This is a genomic window from Streptomyces sp. NPDC002698, assembly GCF_042888945.1.
Classification (GTDB): Bacteria; Actinomycetota; Actinomycetes; order Streptomycetales; family Streptomycetaceae; genus Streptomyces.
Genome location: NZ_JBIAQM010000030.1, coordinates 1 through 16,365 on the forward strand (window position 1 = coordinate 1; position 16,365 = coordinate 16,365).

General features: G+C 73.2%; 9 protein-coding genes. 3 read left to right on the forward strand and 6 right to left on the reverse strand.

What is annotated here, in order from left to right; all coding sequences use genetic code 11:
• Nucleotides 1-383 precede the first annotated feature (383 nt).
• Complete coding sequence (locus ACFYW9_RS30895) at nucleotides 384-932, reverse strand: MarR family transcriptional regulator (protein WP_326786919.1); 549 nt, start codon at nucleotides 930-932, stop codon at nucleotides 384-386.
• A gap of 181 nt (nucleotides 933-1,113) precedes the next feature.
• Here ACFYW9_RS30895 and ACFYW9_RS30900 point away from each other — a divergent pair, with 181 nt between their 5' ends.
• Nucleotides 1,114-2,388, forward strand: a complete 1,275-nt coding sequence (locus ACFYW9_RS30900; RefSeq protein ID WP_389157241.1) for an MFS transporter — start codon at nucleotides 1,114-1,116, stop codon at nucleotides 2,386-2,388.
• 88 nt (nucleotides 2,389-2,476) lie between these two features.
• On the opposite strand, the gene ACFYW9_RS30905 is transcribed toward ACFYW9_RS30900, so the two are convergent.
• From ACFYW9_RS30905 to ACFYW9_RS30915, 3 genes are all read right to left on the reverse strand, one after another.
• Entirely contained in the window at nucleotides 2,477-3,292 is an 816-nt protein-coding gene (locus tag ACFYW9_RS30905) for a methyltransferase domain-containing protein (RefSeq protein ID WP_351876022.1), read from the reverse strand.
• 153 nt (nucleotides 3,293-3,445) lie between these two features.
• Nucleotides 3,446-5,125, reverse strand: coding sequence for a SpoIIE family protein phosphatase (locus tag ACFYW9_RS30910; protein ID WP_351876018.1), 1,680 nt, complete (start codon nucleotides 5,123-5,125; stop codon nucleotides 3,446-3,448).
• A gap of 130 nt (nucleotides 5,126-5,255) precedes the next feature.
• Nucleotides 5,256-6,620: an NAD(P)/FAD-dependent oxidoreductase gene (locus ACFYW9_RS30915; protein WP_351876015.1), complete on the reverse strand. Its 1,365-nt coding sequence runs from the start codon at nucleotides 6,618-6,620 to the stop codon at nucleotides 5,256-5,258.
• Nucleotides 6,621-6,994: 374 nt separating this feature from the next.
• On the opposite strand from ACFYW9_RS30915, the gene ACFYW9_RS30920 reads away from it, so the two are divergent.
• Both ACFYW9_RS30920 and ACFYW9_RS30925 read left to right on the forward strand, forming a co-directional pair.
• On the forward strand, nucleotides 6,995-7,774 hold the full coding sequence (locus ACFYW9_RS30920; RefSeq protein ID WP_328450820.1) for a helix-turn-helix domain-containing protein: 780 nt from the start codon (nucleotides 6,995-6,997) through the stop codon (nucleotides 7,772-7,774).
• Nucleotides 7,775-8,191: 417 nt separating this feature from the next.
• Complete coding sequence (locus tag ACFYW9_RS30925; protein ID WP_389157248.1) at nucleotides 8,192-10,306, forward strand: sigma-70 family RNA polymerase sigma factor; 2,115 nt, start codon at nucleotides 8,192-8,194, stop codon at nucleotides 10,304-10,306.
• 34 nt (nucleotides 10,307-10,340) lie between these two features.
• Here ACFYW9_RS30925 and ACFYW9_RS30930 read toward each other — a convergent pair whose 3' ends face one another.
• Both ACFYW9_RS30930 and ACFYW9_RS30935 read right to left on the reverse strand, forming a co-directional pair.
• Nucleotides 10,341-13,775, reverse strand: a complete 3,435-nt coding sequence (locus ACFYW9_RS30930; RefSeq protein WP_389157251.1) for a BTAD domain-containing putative transcriptional regulator — start codon at nucleotides 13,773-13,775, stop codon at nucleotides 10,341-10,343.
• Between the two features lie 374 nt (nucleotides 13,776-14,149).
• Nucleotides 14,150-16,243, reverse strand: a complete 2,094-nt coding sequence (locus tag ACFYW9_RS30935) for an asparagine synthase-related protein (protein WP_351872598.1) — start codon at nucleotides 16,241-16,243, stop codon at nucleotides 14,150-14,152.
• Nucleotides 16,244-16,365: the final 122 nt, after the last annotated feature.

The window sequence follows — 16,365 nt, forward strand, 5'->3', positions numbered from 1 at the left end:
TGAGTTCTCAAGGAACGGACGCTTCCTTTGTACTCACCCTCTCGGGCTTTCCTCCGGGCGCTTCCCTTCGGTCTTGCGTTTCCGACTCTATCAGATTCTTTCGGGCCTGATTCCCAGTCAGCGGGGTTTGTCCTCCCGGCCGTTGGGCCGTTCCGACGTCTCAAACTTTAGCGGATCTTCCCGGCAGTTCCTAATCGGGCCGCCGGGCCCCAATCGAATTGAATTCGGACACGCCGAATTCACCCCGGCTGGGAGATCGTGCTGGTGGTTTGATTGCCGCATCAGCGGCGGAGGCGCCGTCGCGGAACCGTTCCGGCTCCGTGACAACTCGGAGAACTTTACGGATCCGCCGGGACGGTGTCAACCTCCCCTGTCAAGATCTTTTAATCGAGGTCGCTGAGCCGGCCGCCCGCGTCCGGCTGGGCGTCCTCCACCCGTCGCAGCAGGCGCGTCAGGACCTCGCCCAGGACGCCCCGGTCCTCGGTGGAGAGGTCCTGGAGCAGGTCCTCCTCGAAGACCGTGGCGAGGCGCATGGCCTCCAGCCACTTCTCGCGGCCCTCGTCGGTCAGCTCGACGATGACCCGCACACGGTTCGACTCGTCGCGCTCCCGGGTGACCAGCCCCTCCGCGACCATGCGGTCGATGCGGTGGGTCATGGCGGCCGGAGTGAGACCGAGACGCTTGGCGAGCTCGCTCGGGCCCAGGCGGTACGGGGCACCGGCGAGGACGAGCGCCTTCAGGACCTCCCACTCGGCGTTGCTGATGCCGAGCGCGGCGGTCTGGCGGCCGTAGGCGACGTTCATCCGCCGGTTGAGGCGGGACAGCGCCGAGACGATCTTCTCGACCTGGGGGTCGAGGTCCTGGAACTCGCGCTGGTAGGCGGCGATCTGTTCTTCGAGTGTCGGCTCGCTGACGCCGGGGGTGTCACCCATGGCCCGAGTATCGCACGAAGCCGCTTGGTGTCGAAGTCCTTCAACGTGTAGAGTTCAAGTTCAAACTTTAGCTTCGAAGTCTTCAGGCTTGCATCCATGCGTAGGGAACGTGTCACCGGCACGGTGCCCGGCGGGGGCCGGTACGGCTTCACTACCAAGGCAGGTGAAAGTGACCAGGGCGATGGGCGCAGCGATGCGCCGGATCCACGTGGGCAACGCGCTCAGCGCGTTCGGGCTCGGCTTTACCGTCCCCTTCCTCTACGTCTATGTGGCGCAGGTGCGGGGACTCGGCTCCATGACGGCGGGCGTCGTGCTCGCCGTCTTCGCCGTGGCCGCTCTCGTCGTGCTGCCGTTCGCCGGGCGGGCGATCGTCCGGCGCGGTCCCCTGCCGGTGCTCCTCGTCGCCCTGGTCACCGCCGCCCTGGGTGCGCTGAGCCTCGGACTGGCGAACAGCGCGACGACCGTGGTGCTGTCGGCCGCGGCGCTCGGTGCCGGGCAGGCCGTGATGCAGCCGTCGCTCGCGACGATGATCGTGGACTGCTCCACGGCGGACACCCGGTCGCGTGCCTTCGCGACGCAGTTCTTCCTGCAGAACCTGGGTCTCGGTGTCGGAGGTCTCATCGGCGGGCACATCGTCGATCCGGACCGCGCGAGCTCGTTCACGCTGCTGTTCGCGATCGAGGCGGCGATGTTCCTGGTGCTGGTCGTGCTGATGGCGACCGTGCGGATGCCGCACGCGCCGCACATCAAGGGGGACAGGCCGCAGGCCAGGGGCGGCAGCTGGAAGCAGCTGCTCGGCAACCGGGCCATGGTGCAGCTGTCCGTGCTGGGCTTCGTGCTGTTCTTCGCCTGCTACGGACAGTTCGAGTCGGGGCTTTCGGCGTACGGCGTGGAGGCGGCCGGGATCTCCACGTCCGCGCTCGGTACGGCGATGGCGGCGAACACGGCGATGATCGTGGTCGCGCAGTTCGCGGTGCTGAAGTTCGTCGAGCGCCGCAAGCGGTCCCGGGTGATCGCCGCGGTCGGGCTCATCTGGGCCGTCGCCTGGCTGGCGGCCGGATACGCGGGTCTCGGGCACGGCAGCCGGACCATGGCGACGGCGGCCTTCGTCTCGACGTACGCGCTCTTCGGGCTCGGTGAGGCGATGCTGTCGCCGACGATCGCTCCGCTGGTCGCCGATCTGGCGCCGGCGGGCATGGCGGGTCAGTACAACTCCGCCTTCGCCCTGGTGAAGCAGCTCGCGCTGGCGATCGGCCCCGCGGTGGGCGGCCCGATGGGGGCCTCGCTGCACGGCCCGTACGTCGTGACGTTCCTGCTCTTCTCGCTCGGGATCACCTTCCTGGCCGTACGGCTCGGGCGGCGGCTCACGCCCGTACAGGATCAGCCGTCGCTCGCGCGGAGCCGGGTGGTCGCGCAGGGCGGGGCTCCGGCCGAGCCGGTGCCCGTGAGCGCCTGACCGCCGGGGCTGCGGGACGGGCGCGGACCACGACGGCCGCCATCACGAAGGGACGTGATGGCGGCCGTTTCGTGTGTGCGGGGCCGGTCTAGCGGATGCCGGTCAGCAGGTTGGCGGTGAAGGGGAGGGTGGCGGTGCCGTCGGGGGCGGTGTGGCCGGCGAGCCGGGTGTGGACGGTCCGCCCCGCGCGCAGGAGTGCTTCCTCGCCCGCGGTGTCGACGATCGCCTGTCCCCAGGATGTGGACGAGAGCTGGCCGGGGGCGTACGCGTCGAGGGGCGGGAAGGGGATGCCGAAGGTGACCTGGCGGACGGCGACGTCGTGGAAGCCGGCGCCTCGCAGGGCGGCGGAGAGCCGTTCGGGGGTGCCGGAGAACGCGCCCTCGTAGTCCGCCGCGAGTTCCTTGCCCCCGTGTTCCTCGACCGCCTCGTACTGGGCGACGAAGTACGGGATGAGTTCTCTGGCGGCCCACGCGGTGGCGGCGAAGCGGCCGTCGGGGCGCGTCACGCGGGCCGTCTCCGCGAAGGCCGCGTCCAGGTCGGGGAAGAACTGGACGCCCTGCTGGCACACGACCGCGTCGAAGGCCGCGTCCTCGTAGGGGAGTCTTTCGGCGGGGGCGACGGTGAAGTCGATGTCCGGGTACATGCGGGGCGCGTGCTCCGCTGCCACGCCGATCATGCCCGTGTTGATGTCCGCCCCCGAGACCCGGCCGGCGGGGCCGACCCGGGCCGCCGCCGCGCGGGCCGCGAAGCCGGTGCCGCAGGCCAGGTCGAGCACCTTGGCTCCGGGGTAGAGGTCGACCGCGTCCAGGATCGCTTCCACGAAGGGCGCCATGAACGGCGCCGCGTACCGCTCGTAGCGCTCGGGGCCGCTTCCTTTGAGCTGAAAGCCCGATTCGTCTGCCATGGGGAGCTCTTAGCACCGCGCGTCCCTCGCGGCCAGGGGACGCGCGGAACGTGTCCGAGTGGCCGCCCCCGGGTGTCCGGGAGGACGCACGGGTCCGGCCCGAACGGGCGGTTTCAGCTCCCGGGCGCGTTCATCGGTCTCCGGCGCGCGGTTTCACTTCGCTGCGCGCGGGAGTGCGAACTCGCACCACACCGCCTTGCCGCCGCCCGGTGTGCGGCGGGACCCCCAGTTCGAGGCGATCGTGGCCACGATCGCGATGCCGCGGCCCGCTTCGTCGCCGGGTTCCGCGCGGCGGCGGCGCGGGAGGTGGTCGTCTCCGTCGGTGACCTCGATGATCAGGCGGCGGTCGGTACGGCGCAGCCGCAGCCGCATCGGCGGGGTGCCGTGCTGGAGCGAGTTGGCGACGAGTTCGCTGGCGGCCAAGACGCCGAGGTCGTGCAGATCTCCGGGGAAGCGCCAGCTGGCCAGCACGCCGGAGGCGAAGGCACGCGCGCGTGGGGCCGCTTCCATGCCCCCGAGGAGTTCCAGGGCGGCGTTGCGGAAGAGCTCGCCGTCGGAGCCCGTGCGGGAAGGGTGCTGGATGACCAGGACGGCGACGTCGTCGTCGTGGTCGGCGGTGACGCCGGCCGCGCGGACCAGGCGGTCGCAGACCACCTGGGGGCTGCCGGTGGCGCCGGCCAGGGCGCGTTCCAGGGAGGCGATGCCCTCGTCGAGGTCCTCGTCGCGGCGCTCGACCAGGCCGTCCGTGTACAGGACGGCGGTGGATCCGGGGCCCAGCGGCACCGAGCCTGAGGCGTGCAGCCAGCCGCCGGTGCCGAGCGGCGGTCCGGTCGGCTCGTCGGCGCGGTGGATGGTGCCGTTCTCGTCGCGGACCAGGATGGGCAGGTGGCCGGCGGAGGCGTACACCAGGCGGCCCTCGTTCGGGTCGTGGATGGCGTACACGCAGGTGGCGATCTGGTTGGCGTCGATCTCGGTGGCGAGGCCGTCGAGGAGCTGCAGGACCTCGTGCGGCGGCAGGTCGAGACGGGCGTACGCGCGCACGGCCGTGCGCAGCTGGCCCATGACGGCGGCCGCGCGGACGCCGCGGCCCATGACGTCGCCGATGACGAGCGCGGTGCGCCCGCCGCCGAGGGTGATGACGTCGTACCAGTCCCCGCCGACCGCGGCCTCCGTGCCACCGGGCAGGTAGGTGGCGGCGATGCGCAGGTCGTCGGGCTCCTCCAGTTCCTGCGGGAGCAGGGAGCGCTGGAGGGTGACGGCGGTCTCGCGCTGACGGCGTTCGCTGGCGCGCAGCCGCTCGGCCGCCTCGGCGTGATCGGTGACGTCGGTGGCGAAGACGAGGACGCCGCGGCCGTCGGCCTCCGGGGAGGTGTCGACGGGGGTGCAGGTGAACGTGTAGGAGCGGCCGGTCGGCACCTTGCGGGACTTGACCGTGCGGGGTTTGGCGCTGCGCAGGACCTGGTCCAGGAGGGGCAGCAGGCCGAGTTCGTCCAGTTCGGGCAGGGCCTCGCGCGCGGGTGCGCCGGCGGGGCGGGCGCCGAAGGCCGCCGTGTAGGCGTCGTTGACGTACGAGACGCGGTGTTCGGGACCGTGCACGAGGGCGACGAGGGCGGGGACGCGGTCGAGGACCGCGCGCACCGGGAGTTCGTCGACGGCGAGACCGGGAGGGGCGTCGTCGGTGAGCTGTTCGACGCGGGCCGCCGGCACGGAGCCTTCCCCGCGCCGGTCCGGGGCGGCCGTGTGCGCGGTCGTGTGCTCGGCCGTGTGCTCGGTCCGCGCTGCGGCGCGGCGCTGCGTTCCGGGGAGCCGGGCGCTCCAGCGCGTGAAGTTCACAGTGGGGAAAGCCTCGTGTTAGAAGGGCGAGCGGTTCACCCGCCCAAAGTCGTGGACCTGTCTGGCAGTCTGACCGACCGGGTCTGCTTCCGTCAGACGCCGTCCCTGCCGGTGGAGTTCCTCGGTCCGGTCAGGACGACCCCTTCGGGTCGGTCGGAGGCTTTCCCCCGGCCGCCAGTTCGAACTCCGCACGGGGGTGTTCGAGGGAACCGAGGGACACGATCTCCCGCTTGAAGAGACCCGCCAGGGTCCATTCGGCGAGTACACGGGCCTTGCGGTTGAAGGTGGGCACCCTGCTGAGGTGGTAGACGCGGTGCATGAACCAGGCAGGATAGCCCCTCAGCTTGCGCCCGTAGACGTACGCGACTCCCTTGTGCAGTCCGAGGGACGCGACCGAGCCGACGTACTTGTGGGAGTACGTCTCCAGGGGTTCGCCGCGCAGGGTGTGCGCGAGGTTGTCGCCGAGGACCTTCGCCTGGCGCACGGCGTGCTGGGCGTTGGGCGCGGTCTCCTTGCCGGGCTCGGCGGTCACGTCGGGGACGGCGGCGGCGTCTCCGGCGGCCCAGGCGTGGGAGGCGCCGTCGACGGTGAGCTGGGGGGTGCACTTGAGCCGGCCGCGCTCGTTCAGGGGGAGGTCGGTCGCGGCGAGGACGGGGTGCGGTTTCACGCCGGCCGTCCACACGACGGTGCGCGTCGGGAAGCGCGCGCCGTCACTGAGGACGGCGACCCGGTCCGCGCAGCTGTTGAGGCGGGTCTCCAGGCGTACCTCGATGTTGCGCCGCCGCAGCTGGCTGACCGTGTACCTGCCCATCTCCTCGCCGACCTCGGGCAGGATGCGGTCGGAGGCCTCTACGAGGATCCACTTCATGTCCTCGGGCTTGAGGTTGTGGTAGTACCGCGCGGTGTAGCGGGCCATGTCCTCCAGCTCGCCGAGCGCTTCGACGCCCGCGTAACCGCCCCCTACGAAGACGAAGGTCAGGGCCGCGTCACGGATCGCGGGGTCGCGGGTGGAGGAGGCGATGTCCATCTGCTCGATGACGTGGTTGCGCAGGCCGATGGCCTCTTCGACCGTCTTGAAGCCGATGGCGTAGTCGGCGAGTCCGGGGATCGGCAGGGTGCGCGAGACCGAGCCCGGGGCGAGCACGAGTTCGTCGTACGCGATCTGCTCGGCGCCCGCGCCCTCCTCCTCGGTGGCGAGCGTGGTGAGCGTGGCGGTGCGTTTGGCGTGGTCGATCGACCGGACCTCACCGATGACGATCCGGCACCGGTCGAGGACCCGGCGCAGCGGAACGACCACGTGACGCGGCGAGATGGAACCCGCGGCGGCTTCGGGAAGGAACGGCTGATAGGTCATGTACGGGTCGGGCGACACGACGGTGATCTCGACCTCGCCCCGCTTCAGTTCGGGCTTGAGCTGCCGCTGGAGGCGCAGGGCGGTGTACATCCCGACGTAGCCGCCGCCGACGATGAGAATGCGCGCACGTTCCTTCACCATCCCATGACGCACCCCTCTTCGGAGTTTGTCCACAGCCCCGACAATTTGTGTGACCGGTCGCCGACAACGTACGGAGTTGGCCGATTTGCCGGAGTCTAGGGAAAACCCGCAGCTCAAGGTGGGTGAGGGGGGTATTCGGACGGGGTGTAATCGGGACGTAGGGGGGCCGTACTCCGATCGGGGGGCGCTCCGTGCGGAACCTGCCCCTTCTGAATTGACCCCCTCTCAACTATGTTCGTGTGTCGACGGGGTGTAGGGGGATGCGCTCGGCGATTCCGCACGACGGACTCGCGCACCAGCTTGTTCCACACGCTCCGGTCTGTCGATGGCGGGGAGAGTCTCCGGGGGGAGACGTCATTACCGGGGGAACGCTTATGCATATTCAGGACTCTCATTGGTCTTCCGCGTCAGCCATCGCACCTGGTGGTGCGATGGGCGCGGCGACGAGCGGCAACGGCCGCGGTCCGACGGACGGACCGCGCACGACGCCGCTGCGTGTGGACGCACAGCGCAATCTGGAACATGTACTGCGGGCGGCGCGCGAGGTCTTCGGCGAGCTGGGGTACGGCGCGCCGATGGAGGACGTCGCCCGACGGGCGAGGGTCGGTGTCGGCACGGTGTACCGGCGCTTCCCGAGCAAGGACGTCCTGGTGCGCCGGATAGCCGAGGAGGAGACCTCCCGGCTGACGGACCAGGCCCGTTCCGCGCTCGGTCAGGAGGACGAGCCGTGGTCGGCGCTCTCGCGCTTCCTGCGGACGTCGGTGGCCTCGGGCGCCGGACGGCTGCTGCCGCCGCAGGTGCTGCGGGTCGGCGTGGCCGAGGACGGTCCCGAGCACGACGAGGCACGGGTGCCGCAGCAGCGGTCGCAGCCCGCGCCCGAGTTGCGGCTCGTCGAGCAGCGGACCGCCCCCGAGGACGAGCAGGTGATCGCCGCGGTGGACGACGCCGGGGCGGCGGCGCTCCTCGAGGTGGTCGGGCGGCTCGTCGACCGGGCGCGTGCGGCGGGCGAGTTGCGCGCCGACGTCACCGTGGCGGACGTCCTGCTGGTCATCGCGACGGCGGCGCCCTCGCTGCCGGACGCGGCCCAGCAGGCGGCGGCCTCGGCCCGGCTCCTGGACATCCTGCTGGAGGGCCTGCGCTCGCGTCCCGCGTGAGCCGGACCGAAGACACCCGCGGTGTGGGCGAGTTCCGGACGCGGAGGCGTACCGGAGCACGTGGACACGGCGGGGCACGAAGGCGTCCCGCGTGCGTGGGCGCCGTCGTACGCGGCCGCCGCCGAGCACACGGTCGCGCCTGAACACCCCGATGCTCCCGGGGCGAGTGACATCACTCGCCCCGGGAGCATCGCGCTTCCCGGCCGTGCCTCCCGGCCGCGCCTCCGGTACGGAACGACCGCTTCCGCGCGCACGGCGGCTGTTGAACATTCCCCGAACGGGTGACAGTTAGTACTCCAGAGCGACAAGTCCCCTCGGACGAGTGGTTGGGCCGTACGAGCACGTTCCGCTCGGGGAGCCTGTGGCACTCTGGCCCGGTATTCGGGTCCGAGAGTGTGCAGGCGGGGGCTTTCCGCGATGAGCGTTGACGGGCGGGACGAGTCACCCGGTGACGGTGGCGCCGACGGCGGCACGGAAACCGGCGGCTCACCGTCACGGCGGGTGCCGAGCCAGGGCGGCCCGCACGGCGGGTCCCCGCACGGCGAGAACCGGGACCGCGGAAGCCGGGACAGCGGCAGCCAGGACCGCGGAGGCCAGGACGGCGACGACTCGGACGGCCGAAGCCGGCACGGCGAGGACCGGCACCATGTCGGCACGGACGCCGGGACGGACGCCGGGACGGCCGACCTCGGCATGCCTTCGCAGCGCGACCGCTGGGACGCGCACGACGACGGCGTTCTGCCGCCCCCGCGCGAGCCGGGAACCCCGGTGGACGCGCCGCCCCCCGACGCCGGTCTGATCGAGCGGATGCGCGCGGGCGACGACACGGCGTACGAGGAGCTGTACCGCCGGCACGCCGAAGCCGTCCGTCGCTACGCCCGCACCTGCTGTCGCGACACGCACACCGCCGACGACCTCACGGCCGAGGTGTTCGCCCGCATGCTCCAGGCCGTACGCGGCGGCAGCGGCCCCGAGCACGCCGTGCGCGCGTATCTCCTCACCACCGTCCGCCGGGTCGCCGCGAACTGGACGAGGACGGCCAGGCGGGAACGGCTGGTCGACGATTTCGCCGTGTTCGCCGCACAGGCCGCCCGCGGATCCGAGGTCTCCGACGACGCCACGCTCGACCTCGGCGCGGACGTCCGCGCGATGCACGAGGCCGAACAGTCCATGGCCATGCGGGCCTTCCGCTCGCTGCCGGAGCGCTGGCAGGCGGTGCTGTGGCACACCGAGGTCGAGGACGAGTCCCCGAGCGAGGTCGCCACGCTCTTCGGTCTCGACGCGAACGGCACCCGTGTGCTCGCCAGTCGCGCCCGCGAGGGACTCCGGCAGGCCTACCTCCAGGCGCACGTGAGCACCACGCTCACCATGGACGAGGAGTGCGCGCGCCACGCCGACCGGCTCGGCGCCTACGCCCGCGGCGGCCTGCGCACCCGTGCCGAACGGGGCCTGCGCAAGCACCTGGAGGAGTGCGCCAGGTGCCGGCTGGCCGCGGGCCAGATCAAGGAAGTGGCCGGCGGGATCCCCGCGGTCGTGCCGGTCGCGGTCATCGGCTGGTTCGGTGCCGCCGGGTACGCGAAGGCCCTCGCGCTCATCGCCGGTGGCGCCGGTGCGGCCGGAGCCGCGGGCGCGGCAACCGTGGCGGGCGGCGGCTCGGGAGGCGCCGGCGCCGGGAGCGGCGCCGGCGCCGCGGTCTCCGAGGGACTGGGCGCGCCGGTCAAGGCCGGTATCGCGGCGGGTGTCGTCGCGGTGGCCGCGGCGGCGGTGGCACTGTCCCTGGTCGGCAACGACAGCCCCGCCCGGCGGCCGGAGGCGGGACCGGCCGCGTCGCCCGCGGTCGAAGCGCCGGTGGCGTCGCCCGCACCGCCCAGGAAGTCCCCCGCGCCGAAGCCGGCGCCGGTGGTACGCGGGCCGGCGCCCGCCCCGCCCCCCTCGGCCGAGCCGAAGCCCGCCCCGAGGCCGACGCCGAAAGCCGCCCCGGGCCCTGGCCCGAGTCCGCGCCCCACGCCGACCCCGGCCCCCACCCCGGCCCCGCTGCCGAAGCCACCCCCGCCGAAGCCCGACCCGGAGCCCACGCCGACGCCTCCCCCACCCGCCTCCGTCGTCTACCGGTGGAGCGACCTGGACTACGACGTCATCGGCGACCACACCGGGCCGGAGATGCGGATCGGGGAGAGCAGTTGGGTGTGGCAGCGCCACAGGATGAGCATCGGGGACACTCGGTACGCATACGGCGTGACCGTCCACGGCCGGTCCTCGGTCACCGTCGATCTCAACCGGGACTGCAGCGCGTACGACGCTCTGGCCGGTGTCGACGATCTGATGCTGGGACTGGGCAAGGTGCGCTTCTCCGTCTACGCGGACGGGTCGCGGTTGTGGCGGTCACCGCTGATCGAGGGCGGCGACCCGGCGATCCCCGTCCATGTGAACCTCACCGGCCACCGGACGGTCCGCTTCGTGGTCGAACCCCACAGCCCGTTCGACGCGACGACGCTGGGCGACTGGGCGGAGTCGGAGTTCGTGTGCCGGTGAGCGCCTGCCGCACGGGGTGCGTGCCGGTGAGCACCTAGGTGAACGCCTGTCCCCCGGGATGCTCCTCGACTGCCCGGGCCAGCTCACCGAGGGCCTCTTCCTGGCTGTAGCCGGAGCCCTGGGCGCGCTCGGACGCGTAGCGTTCCGGACCGAGGGCGGCGAGGGCCGCGGCCTCGGTGCTCCGCACGTCGGCGCTCTCACGGACGGGACGCAGATCCTCGCCGCGCCAGCCGGTGCCCGCGGCCACCAGCCGCACCGCCACCGCGTGGGCGCCCAGCTCGCCGAAGAGCCGCGCGGCGCCCTCGACGACAGCGGACGCCACCGCGTCCGCGCACCGCGTGTCGATCGCGTGCCGGAGTGTGGCGCTCAGCTTCCGCAGACCCGCGAGGGGGCCGGACTCGGCGGCCGTGACCATGGCGTCGATGCCGTTGATCCCGACGGTGAACTGCGGGGGCGGGGTGCCGCGGAGGCTCTCCGCCCGCGCCTTCTCGCACAGTTCGCGCGCGAGGGCGACCTCCCCGTCGTCGAGGACCACCTGGGCGCGCAGCAGATGGACGAACGCCCGGGAGTCCGTCACCCCGTACCGGTCGGCGGCGGCGCTCGCCTCGTCCAGCTTCGCCAGGGCCACGGATCGCTCGCCCGCGCGGTAGGCGATCTCGGCCAGCCGCGCCATGAGGAACGGCACCTCCGCGTACGCCCCCACCTCGTAGGCGAGCCGCAGCGCCTCCGCGTACTCGCCCTTCGCGTCGTCGTACAGGCCGCGCGCCATGGCCGCCTCGCCGGCCGCGCTGCACACCTGGGCGCGCATCCAGCGGTCCCCGACCCGTCGGCTGAGCACGCGCAGTTCCGCCAGGTCCTCGTCCACTCCCGGCATACCGCCCGGGGCGTCGACAGTCATGTGCGTACGAAACATGAGGGCGACGCCGATCTCCCATTCACCGCCGAACTCGCGGCAGTTGGCGACCGCCGCGTCCATCGCGGGTCCCACGTCGTCCGGGTCGCCCAGGAAGTGCGCGGCCATCGGCCAGATGATCCCCGGCATGCGCGCGGCGTCCGGACCGCCCCGCTCGAAGGCGCCCCGCACCCGCTCCACGTACTCCCGCAGCCTCTTCTCCCCCCACTCGTCCCGGGGGACGACGTCCACCTTCATGAACAGATGGAGCATGCGCACCCGCATCCGCATGGCGCGCAACGGGTGCCGCTCCTCCCGCTCGGGACGGTCGAGGAAGACGGCCACCGGATCGACGCCTTCGAGTTCGGCGAAGAGGGTGTCACCGCAGGCCGACACGGCACCGACGGCCCCCGCCGGACGGTCGCCCGACGGCGTGTCGAGCAACGTGCCCAGTTTCAGGACGAGTTCCGTCCACTCGATGGCTTCGTACCGGAAGTTGCGCAGCCACCAGAACCAGCCCATGTCGAGGACGAGAGCACCGGCCTCTTCCTCGTCCCGCGCGGCGAGCGCGCGCTGGAGGGCGGCCCGGATGTTGTCGTGTTCGTTCTCCAGGCGCCGGATCCAGGGGAGTTGGGCGCCCGAGCGCAACCGGGGCTCGGCCTCCTCGGTCAGGGCGCGCACCCAAGCCCGGTGGCGCCGCTCGGCCGCGGCGCGCAGCCCGGGAACCTCGGCGGCGCGTTCGGTGGCGTACTCGTGGATGGTCTCCAGCATGCGATAGCGCATGCCGCCGCCCGCGTCGCCGCCATCGCTCCAGTCGTCTCGAAGACCGTCGCCCTGTCCGTACGGAGGACTGTCGCCGCCCGTGCCGGCCGGGGTGGCGACGAGGAGGGACTTGTCCACGAGCGCCCCGATGAGGTCGGCGGCGGGGCCGGTGCAGACGGCCTCCGCGGCGGCCAGGTCCCAGCCGCCCGCGAACACGGAGGCCTCGCGCAGCACGGTCCGCTCCCGTTCGTCGAGCAGATCCCAGGACCAGTCGACGACGGCGCGCAGGGTCTGCTGGCGGGGCAGCACCGTACGGCTGCCGGAGGTGAGCAGCCGGAAGCGGTCGTCGAGCCGGTCGGCGATCTGCCGCGGGGTGAGCAGCCGCAGGCGGGCCGCGGCCAGCTCGATGGCCAGGGGCAGGCCGTCGAGCCGTCGGCAGATCTCGTCCACGGCGGCGGAGTCGTGGAGGGCGGTGGCGGCTTCGGGGCGCACCACGGAGGCCCGCTCCATGAAGAGGCGGCGCGCGGGATCGGGCGGGAGCGGCTCGACCGGGCGCACCAACTCGCCGGGGATTCCCAGGGGTTCGCGGCTGGTGGCGAGGATCGTGAGACCTGGGCAGCGGGTCAGCAGCGTCTCGGCGAGTTCGGCCGCCGCGTCGATCACGTGCTCGCAGTTGTCGAGGATCAGAAGCTGGCTGCGCGGGGCGCAGTACGCGACGAGCAGGGCGACCGGGTCGTCCTGCGGGACCGCCATCTCGTTCGTGATCAGGGCGGTTTCGCGCAGACCGAGGGCGCTGACCACCGCGCCCGGGACCGCTTCGGACCGGTCGAGCGGCGCCAGCTCGACCAGCCACGCCTGGGCGAGGCCGACGGCTGCTTCCTCGGCCAGGCGGGTCTTCCCCGAACCGCCCGGTCCGGTCAGCGTGACCAGCCGGGCCCTCTGCACATCCGAACGGATGGCCCCGACCTCGCGTTCCCGCCCGACGAACGAGTTCAGACGAGGACGGATGTTCCCGGTCCGCTGGGCACGGGAGGGGTCCCCGGAACGCGGTGCGGCACCACCCGTGGCGGCTCCGGGTTCCCTCGCTCCGCGGGCGTCCCGCGGGTCGAGCAGCGCGGCGTGCAGGTCCCGGAGCTCCGGCCCGGGGTCGGCCCCGAGACCGTCCGTCAGCGCCCGGCGCACGTCCTCGTAGGCGGCCAGCGCGTCGGCACCCCGGCCGGTCTCGCGCAGGGCGCGGATGAGCAGAACGTGCAGCGCCTCGTCATAGGGGTGGGCTGTCGTCAGCTCCTTCAGCTCCGGTACGACGTCGGCGGCGCGGCCGAGCCGCAGGTCCGCCTCGACGCGGCTGCGTGTCGCCTCCAGGCGCAGTGCCTCGGGGCGGGTCGCCGCGGTGCGGTCGGGGAGGTCCGCGAGGGCGGGGCCGCGCCACAGGGCGAGGGCTTCGCCCAGTCGGGCGGCGGCGGTACGGGCGTCGCCCGTGTCGAGCGCGGTCCTGCCCTCCGTGACGAGCCGCTCGAACACGAACAGGTCCACGTCGTCGCGGGCGGCGCGGAGGCGGTAGCCGCCGGTCTCGGAGGTGACCGCGTCCTTTCCGATGGCTCGGCGGAGGCGGCCCACCAGTGCCTGCAGGGCGGCGGGGGCGTCCTGGGGCGGGTCGTCCGCCCACACCTCGTCGATGAGGGTGTCCGGGGAGAGCGTTCGGGCGGGGTGGCAGGCCAGGGCTGTGAGCAGCGCGCGTACCCGGGGGCCGCCCACCGCGACGAGGGTCCCCCGGTCGTCCTCCGCCTGGGCAACCCCCAGAATCCCGTACCGCACGCCCCCATTCTCACCGCCCGCCCGCCCGGGGTCACCGTTTCACCCCGCCCGGGCCGCCAAGGCCCCCCCTACTTCCCCGCGTCCCCCACCCCACCAAAACCTTCTTTCGCCCCCTCCGCCCCTACCCGACCCGCACCCGGGGCTCCGCCCCGGACCCCGCTCCTCAAACGCCGGAGGGGCTGGATCTTCCCGGCCGGGGCTGAATACCGCACCCGCACCCAAACGGGCGCGTACCCGCAGCCGGGATCCGACGGAAGGGGACGTGCCGGTACATCAATGCCCGTCGCCACCGACGCCCACCCCTCACCCAACGGCGACGGGCTGATGCACCGGCACGGCCCCGACCCACCCACCGAACCCGCACCGACACCGGTTCAGCCGCGCCGCGCCCCCGCTCCCAGCGCCCTCCCCTGCGGGACTATCCCCGCGGGAACGGCGCGCTGGCGCGCCGGCGTCCCCGTCCAGCACGTTCCGCGCCGGGCCAGCAACCGCCGCAGCCACAGTTCGAGCGAGACGAGATCGGCCAGCCCGTCGAGGGGCAGCGGCGCCCCCTCCGCGGCGGAGCGCAGCGCCTTGCGGACGACGCGGGCCTCGACCAGCCCGGCCTGCGCGAGCAACGGCGTGTCGAACAGGGAGACCAGGGAATCCGCCGCCACCCGCACCCCCGTACGGGCCGCCGCCGTGGAGGACGCGTGAGACGGAGCCCCCCACCCGGGGGGCAGATCGGCCACCCCGGCCCCCTCCAGCACCGTACGCAGGATCGCCGCCCGCGCTCCCGGCTGCACCCGCAGCGCCTCCGGCAGTTCACGGCACGCCCGGACGACCTGGTTGTCCAGGAACGGCGTGTGCAGCCGCTGGAAGCGGATCTCGGCGGCCTGCTCCAGGACGCGGACGTCGGCCGCGTGGCGGGCCAGCGCGGCCCGGGCGCGGAAATCCCCCGGCCGCTGTCCGGGACCGACGTTCGGCCGCCCCCCGCCGCCCTGGAGGCGAACCGATACTTCAGCCAGTGCCTCCCCCGTCAGCCAGCGCGCCGCCGGCCCGGGTCTCGCCCAGCTGAGCGCGGCGAGCGACGCGCCCACCGCGCCTCCGGGTTCCTCGAACCGCCGGTGCAGCAACTGCTCGGCGAGGACGTCGACCCCGGTGCGGTACGGGGTGCGGGCGAGTTTGCGCGCCGCGCCGTACACGCGCGCGGGAACCATCACCGAACCGTCGGCCTTCGTCAACGCGGCGACGGGTCGCACCAGATGGCGTCGTTTGCGGTCCATGAGCAGGTCGGCGAGCCGGGCCGGATGCGCGTCGAGCACCTGCCGCGCGCCGTAGCCCGTGAAGTGGTCCGCGCTGCCGGAGGCGAGCCGCGCGCGGTGGCGAGCCGCGGTCACCAGGGAGGGGCCCGGCTCGTCGGTCAGCGGTCCCTCCAAGTCGGCGTAGGGCAGCGTCTCTTCGCCCCCGGCGACGACCACGTGGTGCAGCCGGGGGTTCGCGGCCAGCGTCCCCGCCCGCTCCAGCTCGGCCTCGCGCCCTCGCACGGCGAGGTCGTTGAAGGTGACGGCCAGGAGACGTTCCCCGGCACCGGTGCCGTGTCCGAGGACCGTGCCGGGCGCCCCGGGAAGGCCGGCGGCGAGCAGCGCGAGGGTTCCCGAGGCGGGCCCTCCGGAGAGGTCGGCCCCGATGCCCGGTACGGGTGTCCCGCGCGCGGCGCGCCGCTCGGCGGGCCCCATGCCGGGCACGGGCCCGGGGTCCACGTCGGCGCCGGGCACATGGCGGGGGGCGGAGAGGCGGGCGCGGACGGCTTCCACGAGGGCGTCCCGTACGGCGTCCACGGCGATCGCGGGATCGGCGATGGGCGCGGCGACGGCGAGGGAGGCGACGGGTTCGTACCCGGCGATCTCGCGTGCTCCGGCCCGCAGGATGAGCGTGTGTCCCGGCGGGATGCGGCGCACGCCTTCGTACGGGGTGGAGTCGTGCACCGCGGCCGGTACGTCGGGGGCCGCGAGCATCGCGGCCAGGTGTCCGAAGTCGAGGTTGGCCTCGATGAGGTCGGCGAGCGGGAGCGCGGCGGTGGCGTAGGCCGTGCCGCCGGCCCAGGGGGTGTAGAACACGGGCCGGGCTCCGGCGAGATCGCCGCAGACGGTCACGCGGCGGCCGACCTGGACGACCGCGGTGTAGCTGCCGGACCAGTTGGTGAGGTGGCGCAGTGCTCCGCCGCGCGCGGCGAACAGTCCGACCCGCAGCTCGTCGTCGGTCGCCCCGCAGGTGCCGAGGACGGCGATGCGGTTCGCCGCGTCGGCCTTGACGACGCGCACCTCGTCGGGGCGCCAGTCGCCGACGGCCCACAGCGGATCCGGGTCGCCCCAGAGGAGTTGGGAACCGACGGGGTGCACGGTCTCGCCGTCGTTGCCCGTGGCGCCCGCCGAGCCGATCGCGGACGCTCTGGCGACGGTGCTGCTCCACCCCACCAACCATCGCATCGCCGCCTCCACAGGCTGTGGACAACCAGTGCACCGTACGAACTCGGCACCATGCTGCCACGAAGGAGGCGTACGGGAGGGCCCCTGCGGCGGCTTGCACTCCCCGAAGTGCGCCCCCACCC

Excerpts from the sequence above, each read along its gene's own strand:
- ACFYW9_RS30895 (WP_326786919.1), bottom strand. The coding sequence starts at position 932 with ATGGGTGACACCCCCGGCGTCAGCGAGCCGACACTCGAAGAACAGATC.
- ACFYW9_RS30900 (WP_389157241.1), top strand. The coding sequence starts at position 1,114 with ATGGGCGCAGCGATGCGCCGGATCCACGTGGGCAACGCGCTCAGCGCG.
- ACFYW9_RS30905 (WP_351876022.1), bottom strand. The coding sequence starts at position 3,292 with ATGGCAGACGAATCGGGCTTTCAGCTCAAAGGAAGCGGCCCCGAGCGC.
- ACFYW9_RS30915 (WP_351876015.1), bottom strand. The coding sequence starts at position 6,620 with ATGGTGAAGGAACGTGCGCGCATTCTCATCGTCGGCGGCGGCTACGTC.
- ACFYW9_RS30920 (WP_328450820.1), top strand. The coding sequence starts at position 6,995 with ATGCATATTCAGGACTCTCATTGGTCTTCCGCGTCAGCCATCGCACCT.
- ACFYW9_RS30925 (WP_389157248.1), top strand. The coding sequence starts at position 8,192 with ATGAGCGTTGACGGGCGGGACGAGTCACCCGGTGACGGTGGCGCCGAC.
- ACFYW9_RS30935 (WP_351872598.1), bottom strand. The coding sequence starts at position 16,243 with ATGCGATGGTTGGTGGGGTGGAGCAGCACCGTCGCCAGAGCGTCCGCG.